This is a genomic window from Paraflavitalea pollutisoli (assembly GCF_029360705.1).
GTDB classification, from domain to species: Bacteria; Bacteroidota; Bacteroidia; order Chitinophagales; family Chitinophagaceae; genus Paraflavitalea; species Paraflavitalea pollutisoli.
The window spans coordinates 1,727,385-1,740,308 of the sequence record NZ_JARKMX010000008.1 but is presented as its reverse complement, the minus strand read 5'-3'; the positions used below and the strand labels follow the sequence as shown (position 1 = coordinate 1,740,308).

Here is a 12,924-nt window from a genome sequence, read left to right as displayed (position 1 = left end):
ATTTGCTATGCGCAGTACTATTTTGATCGTCGGTCCGAGCAGGGACCTTTTGCACAGATTGCGGGACAAGCTGCCGGTTGACTATGGTGTCTATGTGGCACGTACCCTGGCGGCCGGATTGTCGATCGTTGGTAGCCACGCCATACAGCTGGTGTTGCTGGTGCCGGATGGCCTGGCAGATGGGGGCCGCTCCTGGTGCCGGTCGTTAAAAACCGGAGATGGCGGCGAACACCGGCCGGTAGTCATGGTGACCGGCGTGGACGGTGCGGAGATGCGGCAGCGCTGCCTGGCAGCTGGTGCCGATGAGCATATCGGGGGCGCGATCTTCCGGGAGCACCTGGATATGCTGGTGCGCCACCTGATTGCCAACCGGCTGAAGGAAAAACGGGTCATGGCGCACCGGGTGGTGGTGCCGGCGCCGGCGATGAGCGAACAGGAATCTTTGTTGCAAAAGTTGCATGCCTGCCTGCGCGGCCATGTGTTCGGGAAGGACCTGACGGTAGACCGCCTCGCGCTGCTGATGCACATGAGCCGGCCGACCTTGTACCGCAAGATCAAACAGGTGACCCATATGACCCCCAATGAACTGATCAATGAGATCCGGTTGCAGCAGGCCGCCGCTTTGCTGGCAGCCGGTAACTACAAAGTGTTTGAAGTGGCGCAACTGCTGGGGTACACCTCGCAAAGCAGTTTTGGTAAATCTTTTCTCAAATATTATAAAGTGACGCCAGCTACCTATCAACGCACCAAGAAAATGCAGGACGCGGCCTAGTGCTGGTGTGCCAGAGCGATTTCAGCGATAGCTAATTAAGCAAAAAGACTGAGCAGGGTGCTCAGTCTTTTTGCTTTTGGTGATGCGGGCAAGCCCTTAATACTTCCTGTCTTTGCGGTGTTTGGCGACCTGTTTGGCCATTTTGCCAAACTGCCGCTCATTGCGTCGTTTATCTGCTACGCTCGCCTGGAAATGGTATTGCTCGCGCAGCAATTTGCTGTAGCTGCGATACACCAGTTCTGGTAGGTCGCCCTGGCGCATAGCCTCCAGTACCGCGCAGCCGGGCTCGTGCTGGTGGGAGCAATCGGCAAACCGGCAACGTATCGCCAACTGTTCTATCAGGGGATGCGGTATACCGGTGCTGCCCGCTTCTTCCGTAATGCCCAGTTCGCGCATGCCGGGTGCATCGATGAGCAGGCTGCCATTGGGCAATTGAACGAGTTGCCGGGTGGTCGTGGTATGCCTGCCTTTGTGGTTAGCCGTGCTGGTAGCACCTTCTTCCATACGTTGATACCCCAGCAGACCGTTGAGCAAGGTGCTTTTTCCTACGCCCGATGATCCCAGCAGGATGTAGGTGTGCTGTGGCAACAGGTATTGACTTGTCCAGTCCTGTTGTTGGGTGGGGTACAGGGCACTCGTGAGCACTACCGGGCAATGGTATCCCAGTTTCAGTACCTGCTGCCGGTAGGTTTCCGGATCGTGTACCAGGTCTGACTTGTTCAGAACAACGATAGGTCGTATGCCGCACTGGACAATCTGGTGCAGGTAGCGTTGCAGGCGCATGGGGTTGAAGTCGCGATCAAGTCCCTGAACGATCAATGCAGCATCGATGTTGACGGCGAGCACTTGTCGGGCGCTATTGGTGCCCGGTGCCTTGCGGCTGAGCTCGTTGATGCGCGGTAAGGTGTCGATGATGATGCCCTCTTCTTCATAGCGCTTGACCAGTACCCAGTCACCCACTTTGGGGTAGGCTTCCTGTTCGCGGCTGTGGAGCAGGGCGCCGGCCAGTTGTGCCTCGGCCACGCCTGTTTCGGTGATCAGTATATGTTTAAATCCCTGTATGGAAATGACCCTGGCTGCCTCCAGGTCTTGTGTGTAATGGGCATTGAATGATTGTATGAAATGCTCATTCCATCCGTACGACGGTAGTGTCGACATGGTTGTATAATTCTTTCCCCTCGTGTGCGTATAGGCACAGCGGGACGGTTACAATAAATAAATTGGAATCTGTAGACGCAGGTAAAAGAAGGTAGTTAAAGCTGCAAGAGCTTCAGGGGCCTGCGTCAGGCAGCTATGATCGGCAGCAAATGATATGGTAGTTGGCGTGTCATCTGGTACAAAGATACTACAAATTCCATTGCAACCGGTATACCCATACGTGGGGATGGCGGGGTGGACGTCAGCTGCGCAAACGCATGGTTGACAGGAATGGGCCACTTCCGTTCATAGCATGTTTTTGACGTTCCATACGAGGATTGCCCCTGTTTGCACAAGGGAGCATTGTGCACCCTGCGCGGCCGGAATAGCTTTGCGGAAATGTATAGCTATGATGAAGGATGTTTTATATGCCATGAATTGTTTGTGTTTCGCCATCATGATCGGCGGCGCCGTATATGAGCACCTCAATGTGGTGCCGGTGTGGTCTTCGGCGCCGCCCGTATCGTTGAGTATGTTTCAGGGACCCTATGGACTAAAACCGGAACTGTTCTGGAAGATCATACACCCGGTGAACCTGATCTTGTTTGCGCTGACGCTGATCCTGCACTGGAAGACCGGCCGTGCCGGTTCGATAGGCATTGCTTTTACCGGTTATGTGGTCATACTGGTGATTACTTTCCTGTATTTTGTACCATCGCTGATCGCAATTATTACTGCGACCTATGGTGAGGTAGCCGATGCGGATCTCACCCGCCAGGCCCGCCTATGGGAACAACTGAGTCTCGTACGCTTGTGTGTGTTGGTGGTATTGGCGATGGTGTTGCTGACGGGTATGGCGAGGAGCCGGGACCGGGTAACGAAGGTCACCACGTTTAAATCTGCTTAAATATACACGACCTGTTGGGTAGGATGAGGTTGCTCCTGTATATTGTGGGTATGAAATGGATTGCCTGCCTGTTTGTCGCCGCCTGTAGTTATGGTGTGGCTGCTGCTCAATCGAAGCCTGCTATCGTTTTTAAAGTGCCCGATGCGCCGGGAGGCGCTGTGACGGTAACCAAACCGCTCGATGGAAAAGTATTTATCGATTTCCCTGCTGCCGATACGCTAAACGCGCACGGTGAATTGGTGTTGCCCAATACACAAAAGAAAGCAGGACCCTATACGTTTCATTACAAGGGAAAAATATACCGGCTTTTCGTAAAGCCGGGCAAAAATTATAAGGTTACAGTTGATCCCGGTCAGGTGCAAAGGCCTGTGATCGTGGAAGGGGCTGATGCGGCCGGTCAGGAAGCGTTGGGCTTGCTGCAGTTTGATAATTTCCAGGGGCGCGGCATGCGATTGTACAAGCAGGATACTGTGTTTGAACACAACCGTGATAAGGCCTTGCGGGAGATCGACAGCTGCCTGCAGCCTTTCCGGCAATTGCTGGCCAAAAAAGCGATTGACCAGGTATTCTATACCTACACAGAACAGATGGTGCGGAATTATTATGCGTCGGTACTCACGACTACCCTCATGGCACCAGTACGGGCGCTGGTATTCCACAAAGACAGTGCGCGGTTTGATGCGTCGAAACTACGTGCGGTTGAAAATCACTGGCAGGATGTGCTGGCCATCAGTGATCCGCGCAATATGGCCACCGCCGCCAATGATACTTACTTCAACTATTGGTACGTCATCAACAACTGGTATTACGTTTATTTTTTGGAGCAGTCCAGGGGCACCTATAAAGTGTCCAAGAACGATGATGACGCGCAGCAGGCCTGGTACAATGCCATCGACGCACATGTGAAACAAGAGCCGATGCGGGAATTTCAGGTAGCCAGCCTGCTGCAGCTGATGGTATTGGAAAAACGATACGAGACGATCATTCCCGGATTGTATGCTGCTTTTGTGAAGCGCTATCCGAAAAGCGTTTATATCCCGTTGCTGGAGCCTGGTATCGAAGACGTGAAGGTGTTTCTGGCTACCCACAACACCGATTTCTCTCCCGATCAGCAATTCGTGGAGCAATATGCGGCCATCAATACTGTCGATGACCTGGTAGCCCGTTTCAAAGGCAAGGCAGTTTTCATGGACCTGTGGGCCACCTGGTGCGGACCCTGTAAAGAAGAGTTTGCCTATAGTCCGGACCTGAAGGCCATGTTGGATAAGAACAATATCGCCATGCTGTATGTGTCGATCGACAGAGATGCGGTAGATGCCCAATGGAAAAACATGATCAAGTTCTACAAGCTGAAAGGGTATCATGTACGTGCCTCCAAAAAGCTGAACGAAGACATCTTCCGCCTGTTCAATAAAAAGGAAATACTGGCCATTCCCCGTTATGTGCTGTTCAAAGATGGCAAGATGGTGTTGGCGGAAGCGAAGGAGCCACGATCCAAGGAAGCCTTGTACCAGCAATTGCTGGAAGCACTGAAATCATAGGTGGTTGCCTGTTTCCGATATTACAAAAGCCCCGCTACGTTGCGGGGCTTTTTGCTGCAGTAGTGCGCTGTACGCCAGCCTGCCTGTGTGTGAACCGTCGCTGTGCTCAACTATTTTTGCGGCTCCTGCGATTTGACGAAGTCGAGGGAGGAACCATCGGAATAGGCTATATGCCAGGAGCTGATCTTTCCGTTCTCTTTCGTGAACCCTATGTCTTTGTATTGTGATTTTTTGGTGGGATAGAGTTCGGCGCTGCCATACTGCTTGACTTTACCATTGCCCGATCCATTACAGGTAAAGGAGCGGTAGTTGCCACTGGCCGGATAAAAGGTAATGGTGTTGTTGGTGAGGCTAACCTCTACCGTTCCTTCTTTATAGCCCAATACCTGACTGCGGCAATTGTAAGCGGTGCTGGTATAGTAAAAATATTCACGGGCGCGTCCGTCTTTGTATAACCTGTAACCGGTGGCCAGCTCAAATGCAGCGCCCTGGTAGCTACCATCATATCCCCAGAAATTGCCGATGGAGGTAGAGCCGGCCAGCCAATAGCCTACGAGGTCGTCAGGTACTGCCGTGCGTGGGTGATTGCCGTAATCGCCGGGGTTATCGTCATTTTTGGAGCAGGCACTGCTCGTCAAAACAAGGCTGACCAGTAAAATGGCCAGTGGGAAATTGCACTTCATGTCCGTATTTTTTTTCAAAAGTAGCAGCAGGGATGGCCGGGAAAATGGCGGGCAGTATTAACTGCACATTCTGTTTACCGAAGCAGCGGCAGGATGCGAAGAAGTGTTTGGGCGCTGGTGGGCGCTAACCGGACTACCGGGATTCCGGCAAGCGGTCTACCTGTGGCCCGGGTAGTGTGCTTATTTTTGAACCAATAAATAGTATAACCATGCATATGCCCCTTCAGCCAGTATTGCAGAAAGAACGCGTGTTGCTGCAGCCATTGACCAACCAGGATTTCGATGCCCTGTACGCTGTGGCCGCCGATCCGGCCATCTGGGCGCAACATCCCAGCAATGACCGTTGGCAAGAGGACGTCTTCCGGTCTTTCTTTGCGGTCGCCCTGGAGAGCAAAGGGGCTTTCCTGATTTTTGACAAGGCAAGTGGCGAGGTGGCTGGCAGTACCCGCTATTATGACTACAACGAACAGGAAAGCAGCGTGGCCATCGGCTATACGTTCTATGCCACCCGGTATTGGGGTACCGGATTTAATCCCGCGGTGAAACGACTGATGCTCGATCATGCTTTTCAGTATGTGAATACAGTATTCTTTCATGTAGGCGCTACCAATGTACGTTCGCAGATCGCGATGGGGCGGGTAGGTGCGCTGAAAGTAGGGGAGATGGATTTCGCGCCAGTGGGGAGTGTGCCCAAGCCTTATTTTCTCTATGCTATTCAGCGGGCTGACTACGAGGAGCAGCGGAAAGATGCCGGCCTTCCAGCCAGGCAAGACCACCAACAACCATAACCTGTCATAGCAGTACCCACGTTTTTTACCTGATAGTTCATGGCTGTATTATGCGGTTGAATGATGCTGTTGGGTGCGCTTATTGTACGAGGTATGCAATAACCTGCAAGGTAGGAAATTGTATTGGCGGATCGACTTTGTTTTAATAGCTTTCCGGCTTAACCACTGCTTATGATCCGGCTGCTATCGATCCCTTTATTTGTATTTTTATTGTTCGCCAGTGCGGGCGCTACGGCCCAGATCGACAGTGCCGAAGCTGGCATACGGCAACTGATGCAGCAGGCAAAAGTGGCTGGCATATCCGTCGCTGTCGTCAAAAACAATCAACTCCTCTACACGCATTCTTTCGGGTTAAAAAATATCGAATCACAAACCCCATTGACAGATGATTGCCTGTTCCGCATTGCTTCCATCTCGAAATCCTTCACGGCTACTTCGCTGATGCAACTGGTAGAACGGAAAAAGGTATCGCTGGAGGATGATGTGAGTGAGCTGGTCGGCTTCCGGGTCAGGAACCCGCAGTATCCCGATCAAAAGATCACGTTGAAAATGTTGCTGTCGCACAAGTCGGGCATCAATGACAGCCAGGGCTATTTTACCCTCGATGCCATCAATCCTGATAAGAACCCCAATTGGGCGAAATGTTACAATAACTATGCGCCCGATGGTGGTTATATGTATTGCAACCTCAACTTCAACCTGGCCGGCACGATCCTGGAAAGGTTGTCGGGGGAGCGCTTCGATCAATACGTAAAACACCATATCCTCGATCCGTTGGGCTTGTATGGTGGTTATTGTGTGGACTCGCTGGACGCGTCGCGCTTTGCTACCTTGTATGAATACAATGCCGATTCGGGCCGTCTTGTTGCTGCCCCCATGGCGTACGCACCCCGCAGTGCCGAGATCGCCCAATATACCATGGGGTACAGTGTGCCCATCTTTTCGCCAACCGGGGGCATGAAGATCAGTGCGCCTGATCTGGCACGCTACATGATGCTCCACATGAACCAGGGAAAAACGCAAGGCAAGCGCTTGATCTCGAAGAAAAGTGCGCGTCTCATGCAAACGCCTTATTCGGACAAAGAGGGCTATGGGTTGGCACTGCTGCAAACCGATTCGCTGATACCCGGCGAAAAGATGACCGGGCATACCGGTTCTGCCTACGGTCTTTACAGTATGATGTTCTTTCAGCCGAAAAAGAAATTCGGCATCGTGGTGATCACCAATGGGTATCAATCGCCGGTGCCGGGTGGACTGAAGCCTTTCGTACAATGTCTCTACAAATACCTCATTCAATAAACACGTGCAAAAAAGAACCGCCCCGCATACCTGGTGAAGGCCAGGCGCAGGGCGGTCTGTGCTACTAATAGAATTATTTTCTGATGGCTGGCTTCAGCACGATCTTGTACGAATCGGAGATACCACCGCCATTATTGTCTGAGACTTCTGTGATCTTCAGGATGCTGGCCGTCAGTTCTGTGATCTGTACACTGTTGTTGTCATCGCTGAACGGACGGTCGTCCCACTCGTAAACAAAATGATCCGGCTTGGTGCTATGCCACTGCCATTTGGCCAGTTCGGCTGTTTTCAGCTTCCCTTTTGAAAAGCGCTGCACGAGATAAGTACCATTCTTACTCATGGTTATCGTGACGCTGTCGACGGTATAACGTATTTCCTGTCCGTTTACGTATTCCCACTCTTCATAATTGAGCAGGTCGGCGCCAGCTGCTTCGGGTGTTACATACCAGGGCTGCTGGCAGAATAAGGTAGCGTGGTCATTGGTCTTTACCGGCTCTGCCTTATTGGAGGTGATGGAGATGGTTTTGCTGCCTGCGCTGTAGTACAGTTTAGACGTCAATTTGCTGTTTTCGATGGCGATACCCGGCAGGTAACCAAAACCTGCCAGTGCGATCGAGTCGCCCGATTTGGCTTCGAATTGCGCACGCCAGGTGGAGTTGTTTTTCAATGGGGTTGGATGTTTCGCGTGCTAATGTAAGGCGGTTGTTTGGATAATGCAAGGGGGACTGGCATATTCAATGCCGGAGGTAGTCGTAGGGCCGTTATTGCTATTGGGTGGTATTACCTGAGCAGCAGTACCTGGCCTTTTTGCCGGATAGGTTTGCCCAGTATATCGGTGCCTTCGGCGATCCAAACATAGGTGCCGGTGGGTTGCGGTTTCTGCTGCCAGTTACCATCCCAGCCCTCGTTCAGTTGGCGGCTTTCAAAGACCAGCTGTCCCCAGCGACTGTATACACGGAAGTATTTTAGTTGGAGGAGGCCCGTGATGCGGATGTGGAGACGATCGTTGTTGCCGTCGTTGTTGGGTGTAAAGGCATTGGGGATGGAGAAAAAGGATTCGTCAACTACACGGATCCCAATGCGACTTGTCGATGGGGTACAATCACCCACTGCGTGTTGTACATAATAAACCGTATCGGACGCGACCTTTTTTCGTACGAACAGACCGGTGTTGTTCTCTTCGAGCAACCGGGTGGCGGCTGCATCGGCATATAGCCGGTAGCTGCCTGTTGCCGGTCCTTTCAGCTGAAGGGTGGCATCGTGGTGGCGCGGTATCACCAGGTCGTCATAGGGTGGGGGTAGCAGGTTGGTATTACTGTTCGTGATAGACAATGCATTCGATACGACGGTGCAGAGCTGTGGGTTGTCTACTGTAAGCGAGTAGTGGCCTGCCTTCGCGTTGGTGAGTGACAGGGTATTCGCCACGATGGCGGCTGTTTCATCACGCCAGGTGTAGGTGACGGCGCCGATCGTACCACTGACCTGCAGGCCCCGGATGCTGCCCAGCGCCTGGTTGCAGGCGTCGTGGGTGACGACCACTTTGCTGGCGTCGATTATGGGTGCGGGATAAGCGCCCAGTCCCACGGAATAGATCTGGCTTTCGCAATGGTTGGTGTCGGTTGCCAGCAGGTGATAACTGCCGGTAGGGAGATTGTACAAGCCTGTATTGGTGCCAAGTGTTTGCCCGCTGTGTGGGTCGATCCACCGATACGTATACAAGGTCGAGTCGTTGGTGAACGACCTGGGTTGTGCAAAGGCATTGCGTCCGTTGCATTTTTCAGAATCTGTATCCACGTCTACGACGCTGATGGGTATAAAACTGGCTACCCGTATGGTAAGGTTGGTGGTGGATGTCTCGCAGCCTGTTGCATTGGTTACTTTCAAACGATATTTTCCAGCGGGCAGGTTGTATACATCGAGTCCCTGGCCTACGAGGTGGTTGACGGTATCGAACCACTGATAATTACCGGCATTGGTAACGTTGATACCCGTGATGGCACCACCGGCGCCGCTGCATTTGGCCGGGGCGATGGTCATGCCAGATAGATCGACGGTAATATCGCCTGCATTCGGAATGGTATGCCAGGGACCATAGGCGGTATCGCAGATGGCGTCGTCCTTATACTTTAGCCGGTAGCGGCCGGGTGGTGCATTGTTCAGGGCACTGTTGGTGGCCATGACCTGCCCTTGCTCGTTGATCCACTGGTGAAACATCCTGCCCTGTACATTGGAAAAGATAATGCCGGTAATACTGCCGTTGGCTTTGCCACAGGTGGCGGATTGTATACCGATACCTGGCTCAATAGTGGGACCGTTTATGTTCAGCACCTTGTAAGGGCCATATGTTTTATTACAGGTAGGGTCGTCCGTTACCCAGGCTTTGAGGTAGTAGCTATCGGGGTAAAGATCTTTCATGCTGTTGCTGCCGGCGACGATTTCCTGCCGGCTGTTCATCCATTGGTAGGATAGATAGGGCGCTGGTTGTACCCAGAGTGAACCGATGTTTTGTCCGCAATACGCGTATTCCATTTTAGCATTGTAACCGGACGGTGGAATAATATCGTCGATGGTATAGTTGGCCTGCCAGTCACATCCATTGGCGCCATTGGCAACACGTAAAGTATAGGTGCCCGGGACCACGTCTTTTAACTGGGGGGTAGTGCTCAATGTATTACCCGACTGGGTCCAGGTGATATGGGTGCCCTGCCGCACGTTGATGCCGGTGATGGTGCCCGTTGGCCGGGAACAAATGGCATGTTTTACCACTACCTGTTGCTGGTCGATGGCAACGGTAGAAAATACAGACGTGGCACTGTCGGGCGTGGTAGCAGTAGCCGCAAGGTTGGGCATGGCGGCGGTGTATGGAAAATGCCATTTACCGGCTGCGTCGGCGGTGACGGAAGCCAGCCAGTTCTTGCCCACGCAAGACGCCTGGCAGTCGTTGGTGTACAACTGGATCTTCGATCCGGGAATGGCCGTACCCGTGATGGTACCATTGTCATAGCTAGTAATGGCAACAAAAGGATCGCCGTCGACATACCCGGCCATCCGGATATTGGTCAGTTGGTTCTTGATGATGTGTATACCCTGCCGTTGGGTGGTAATGGTACCGGCGATACTATTTTGTTCTTGTGGGGCATGGCCACCCAGCTGTACGTCGACGCAGTTTTGGAAACTGATGTCGGTGGGTGTCTGGCAACTGGGGCCGGCCGGATCGATGCCCAGCTTGTTGCCGGTAATGATGGCTTTGTGCAATAGTTTGGATATACGATGCCGCCGGCTGTACTGATGAAATGATTGCCGACCAATTGTGTTTTAGTGGTATGACGGCTATCGTTGTTGTTGCCCGCCAGGTAAAGGCCTCCGGGGAGTTTGTAGGAGATGGTGGAGGTCCAGTCGAGGTTGAACCTGTTTAACCGGATATCGGCAAAGAAGGCATGACTGCTGTTGGGTGATTGGGTGATGTCGACGATGCAGCCGACGAATACATTGCCGTAGGAGGGATCATCGGCCCCAATGGTCAGGTTAGCTGCCTGGGTAAGGGTAATATTGCCGCCTTTGGACGGGGTATTGTCGGCCTGCATACCGAACACATTACCCTGTATGGTGATATCGATGGCGGAATCTCCCTGATGATCCCAGAACTTATTGGTGATGGCATTGCGTACCCCCGTGAAGAGATTGCCTTTGTTGATCGTCCCTATGGAAATATGACTGCTGCCCTTGAGGCCGATGGCGTAGTGGTCGCGGTCGGACATGGTGGGATCACCCATAGAGCGGAAACAAAGTCCATATAGATTGACGTTGGTAGCCTTGTCGATGAGCACATAAATGAATGGTGATACATTGGGCGCGACGAGGACTACTCGCGCTAAACTAATGCCGAATGGGGCACCAACTTGTGTACTGCCATCGATGGTGATGTACGAGGTGAGCGTCGGCAGGCTACTGTTGAGGTAGATGGTGCGGCCGGCGACTGTTGTGACGGGTAGGTTGAAACGAATGAGATCGGGTGAAGCTGTGCCGTTGGCATTGGCCTGCAGGATGGCGGTGCGCAGCGAACCCGGACCGCTGTCTGCATTGGTGGTGACGACAAAATCGGCAGCCGCTGCGGCTTTATATCCGATCATCGTCATCAAGAACAGCAGGACATTTTTCATTGATAGGGTTCTGCTACCAAGTTAGGCAAAATCGTGCATCGGTCAAATGCCCGTTGCCGTTCTTAACAACGAACCGCCCCGAAGGGGGCTGTATGTTTATTCTTGTAATTTGAACACAACGGGCATGGTAAATTTGGTACGCACCTTCATGCCGTTTTTCAGCGCTGGCACAAACTCGAACCCGAATTCTTTCACTAGCCGCAGGGCCTCTTGATCCAGCAACGGATGCGCAGGCGCGCTGACCTGGTAGTTGATCACGTTGCCATACTCATCAATCGTCATTTCTACCAACACTTTGCCTTGTATGTTTTTGTCGATGGCTTCGTAGGGGTAACGCAGTTTGGTGCTCATCCAGCCCAGCCACTCGTATTTGGACATCAGCGGGGTGGGGGTAATATCGAGTTGGTCCTTCACCCAGGTGCCGGCAGTGGTGTAATAGTAATAGGCGGCCGTGTCTTCCTGCAGGTTAAAGACGGCATTGTTGGCCGGGTCGTATTGAAAATCGGGTGTTTCCTGGTTGAAAAATTCCCAGTTGCCCACTCTTTCCCCTTTTTTGTATTGTTTGCGGGATACGACGCGGCCCTTGTACTTGCGCTCCCACACACCGTCTTTCTGGTTGCTTTGATATTGACCGGCTACCTGGAATTGATTGGCATCGCCATGACTTTCTTCGTAGCGTCCTTGTTTGACGGAATCTTTACCGGCCTGGATGGAAAAGGTCTTGTTGACACGTTCCCGGGCCGTGCCGGTGGTGATGGCGATTTGCTGCAAAGGTGTCGTTTGGGAATTGGCCTGTAAGGCAATGAGTAGTGCCAGGGAAACAGAGGTTGGTTTCATGAGGTTAATGGATTTGACAGCAATTATAGGTAATTAACGCTTGATTTGCAAATACCTGCGGCATATGTAGTACATAATAAGCGTCGATGTCTTATCTTGGCGGCCACAAATATTGCCTGTTACCATGAAACACCTTTTACTGGCTGCTCTTTTGGGTGGCAGCTGCTTCACGACCACTGCACAAACATCTGCCGCCACCGCCAATCCCGATTACCGGCCTGGTGCCTATGCCATCAAAGCGGCCCAATTCCGGAGTTATCCCAACTCCACCAAAGACATTATTTTCCTGGGCAACAGCATTACGGCTGGTACAGACTGGGCCGAGCTGCTGGGCAATCCCAACGCCCGCAATCGCGGTATATCGGGCGATATCACCTATGGCATCCTGGCGCGGCTCGATGAAGTGACCGAAGGCCAGCCCGCCAAAGTGTTTTTGCTGATCGGTATCAACGATATCCAGCACAATACCCCCGATAGTCTCATCATCGCCAATTACCGGAAGATCGTACAGACGATCAAAACGGCTTCACCGAAAACGAAGATCCACGTGCAAACCTTGTTGCCGGTGAACAATACTTTCACCCAGTTTAAGAACCACTACAACAAAGACGAGCATATCGCGGCCGTGAACGAAGGCATCCGGAAGATCGCTGCCGAAGAAAAGGTCACGCTCATCGAGCTCAACAAAGCTTTCCAGGATGGTGAAGGCAAGTTGAACAAAAACTACACGATGGACGGGCTTCACCTGACGGCGGATGGATACAAGGTTTGGGCAGGCATATTGAAACCCTACCTGTAAA

General features: G+C 52.4%; 12 protein-coding genes. 6 read left to right on the top strand and 6 right to left on the bottom strand.

Annotated elements, in window-relative coordinates; translation table 11 throughout:
- Window positions 1-7 precede the first annotated feature (7 nt).
- On the top strand, window positions 8-772 hold the full coding sequence (locus tag P2W70_RS20655; protein WP_276483418.1) for a helix-turn-helix transcriptional regulator: 765 nt from the start codon (window positions 8-10) through the stop codon (window positions 770-772).
- 96 nt (window positions 773-868) lie between these two features.
- Here the strand turns inward: P2W70_RS20655 and rsgA are convergent, their stop codons facing one another.
- The gene (gene rsgA, locus P2W70_RS20650; protein ID WP_276483417.1) at window positions 869-1,930 is read right to left on the bottom strand and encodes a ribosome small subunit-dependent GTPase A; all 1,062 of its coding nucleotides are present in this window, start codon (window positions 1,928-1,930) and stop codon (window positions 869-871) included.
- Window positions 1,931-2,318: 388 nt separating this feature from the next.
- Between rsgA and P2W70_RS20645 the strand changes: the two genes are divergently transcribed.
- Window positions 2,319-2,816, top strand: a complete 498-nt coding sequence (locus P2W70_RS20645; RefSeq protein WP_276483416.1) for a hypothetical protein — start codon at window positions 2,319-2,321, stop codon at window positions 2,814-2,816.
- Window positions 2,817-2,866: 50 nt separating this feature from the next.
- Window positions 2,867-4,357, top strand: a complete 1,491-nt coding sequence (locus tag P2W70_RS20640) for a TlpA family protein disulfide reductase (protein WP_276483415.1) — start codon at window positions 2,867-2,869, stop codon at window positions 4,355-4,357.
- 110 nt (window positions 4,358-4,467) lie between these two features.
- On the opposite strand, the gene P2W70_RS20635 is transcribed toward P2W70_RS20640, so the two are convergent.
- Complete coding sequence (locus P2W70_RS20635) at window positions 4,468-5,040, bottom strand: hypothetical protein (RefSeq protein WP_276483414.1); 573 nt, start codon at window positions 5,038-5,040, stop codon at window positions 4,468-4,470.
- A gap of 215 nt (window positions 5,041-5,255) precedes the next feature.
- On the opposite strand from P2W70_RS20635, the gene P2W70_RS20630 reads away from it, so the two are divergent.
- Both P2W70_RS20630 and P2W70_RS20625 read left to right on the top strand, forming a co-directional pair.
- On the top strand, window positions 5,256-5,828 hold the full coding sequence (locus P2W70_RS20630) for a GNAT family N-acetyltransferase (RefSeq protein ID WP_276483413.1): 573 nt from the start codon (window positions 5,256-5,258) through the stop codon (window positions 5,826-5,828).
- A gap of 171 nt (window positions 5,829-5,999) precedes the next feature.
- Entirely contained in the window at window positions 6,000-7,127 is a 1,128-nt protein-coding gene (locus P2W70_RS20625; protein WP_276483412.1) for a serine hydrolase domain-containing protein, read from the top strand.
- Window positions 7,128-7,200: 73 nt separating this feature from the next.
- On the opposite strand, the gene P2W70_RS20620 is transcribed toward P2W70_RS20625, so the two are convergent.
- The 4 genes from P2W70_RS20620 to P2W70_RS20605 all read right to left on the bottom strand — a co-directional run bounded on the left by P2W70_RS20620 (window position 7,201) and on the right by P2W70_RS20605 (window position 12,124).
- The gene (locus P2W70_RS20620) at window positions 7,201-7,794 is read right to left on the bottom strand and encodes a hypothetical protein (protein ID WP_276483411.1); all 594 of its coding nucleotides are present in this window, start codon (window positions 7,792-7,794) and stop codon (window positions 7,201-7,203) included.
- A gap of 113 nt (window positions 7,795-7,907) precedes the next feature.
- Window positions 7,908-9,164, bottom strand: coding sequence for a T9SS type B sorting domain-containing protein (locus P2W70_RS20615; protein WP_276485383.1), 1,257 nt, complete (start codon window positions 9,162-9,164; stop codon window positions 7,908-7,910).
- Window positions 9,165-10,186: 1,022 nt separating this feature from the next.
- Window positions 10,187-11,287, bottom strand: a complete 1,101-nt coding sequence (locus tag P2W70_RS20610; protein WP_276483410.1) for a hypothetical protein — start codon at window positions 11,285-11,287, stop codon at window positions 10,187-10,189.
- 96 nt (window positions 11,288-11,383) lie between these two features.
- Complete coding sequence (locus tag P2W70_RS20605; protein WP_276483409.1) at window positions 11,384-12,124, bottom strand: energy transducer TonB; 741 nt, start codon at window positions 12,122-12,124, stop codon at window positions 11,384-11,386.
- Window positions 12,125-12,248: 124 nt separating this feature from the next.
- On the opposite strand from P2W70_RS20605, the gene P2W70_RS20600 reads away from it, so the two are divergent.
- The gene (locus P2W70_RS20600; RefSeq protein WP_276483408.1) at window positions 12,249-12,923 is read left to right on the top strand and encodes a GDSL-type esterase/lipase family protein; all 675 of its coding nucleotides are present in this window, start codon (window positions 12,249-12,251) and stop codon (window positions 12,921-12,923) included.
- The last annotated feature ends 1 nt before the right edge of the window (window position 12,924 follow it).

What these genes read in the sequence shown, in the direction of transcription:
- P2W70_RS20615 (WP_276485383.1), bottom strand. Translation starts at nt 9,164, where the DNA reads ATGACCATCGCCCCGGCCAAATGCAGCGGCGCCGGTGGTGCCATCACG.
- P2W70_RS20610 (WP_276483410.1), bottom strand. Translation starts at nt 11,287, where the DNA reads ATGAAAAATGTCCTGCTGTTCTTGATGACGATGATCGGATATAAAGCC.
- P2W70_RS20605 (WP_276483409.1), bottom strand. Translation starts at nt 12,124, where the DNA reads ATGAAACCAACCTCTGTTTCCCTGGCACTACTCATTGCCTTACAGGCC.
- P2W70_RS20635 (WP_276483414.1), bottom strand. Translation starts at nt 5,040, where the DNA reads ATGAAGTGCAATTTCCCACTGGCCATTTTACTGGTCAGCCTTGTTTTG.
- P2W70_RS20655 (WP_276483418.1), top strand. Translation starts at nt 8, where the DNA reads ATGCGCAGTACTATTTTGATCGTCGGTCCGAGCAGGGACCTTTTGCAC.
- rsgA (WP_276483417.1), bottom strand. Translation starts at nt 1,930, where the DNA reads ATGTCGACACTACCGTCGTACGGATGGAATGAGCATTTCATACAATCA.
- P2W70_RS20600 (WP_276483408.1), top strand. Translation starts at nt 12,249, where the DNA reads ATGAAACACCTTTTACTGGCTGCTCTTTTGGGTGGCAGCTGCTTCACG.
- P2W70_RS20640 (WP_276483415.1), top strand. Translation starts at nt 2,867, where the DNA reads ATGAAATGGATTGCCTGCCTGTTTGTCGCCGCCTGTAGTTATGGTGTG.
- P2W70_RS20630 (WP_276483413.1), top strand. Translation starts at nt 5,256, where the DNA reads ATGCCCCTTCAGCCAGTATTGCAGAAAGAACGCGTGTTGCTGCAGCCA.
- P2W70_RS20625 (WP_276483412.1), top strand. Translation starts at nt 6,000, where the DNA reads ATGATCCGGCTGCTATCGATCCCTTTATTTGTATTTTTATTGTTCGCC.
- P2W70_RS20645 (WP_276483416.1), top strand. Translation starts at nt 2,319, where the DNA reads ATGATGAAGGATGTTTTATATGCCATGAATTGTTTGTGTTTCGCCATC.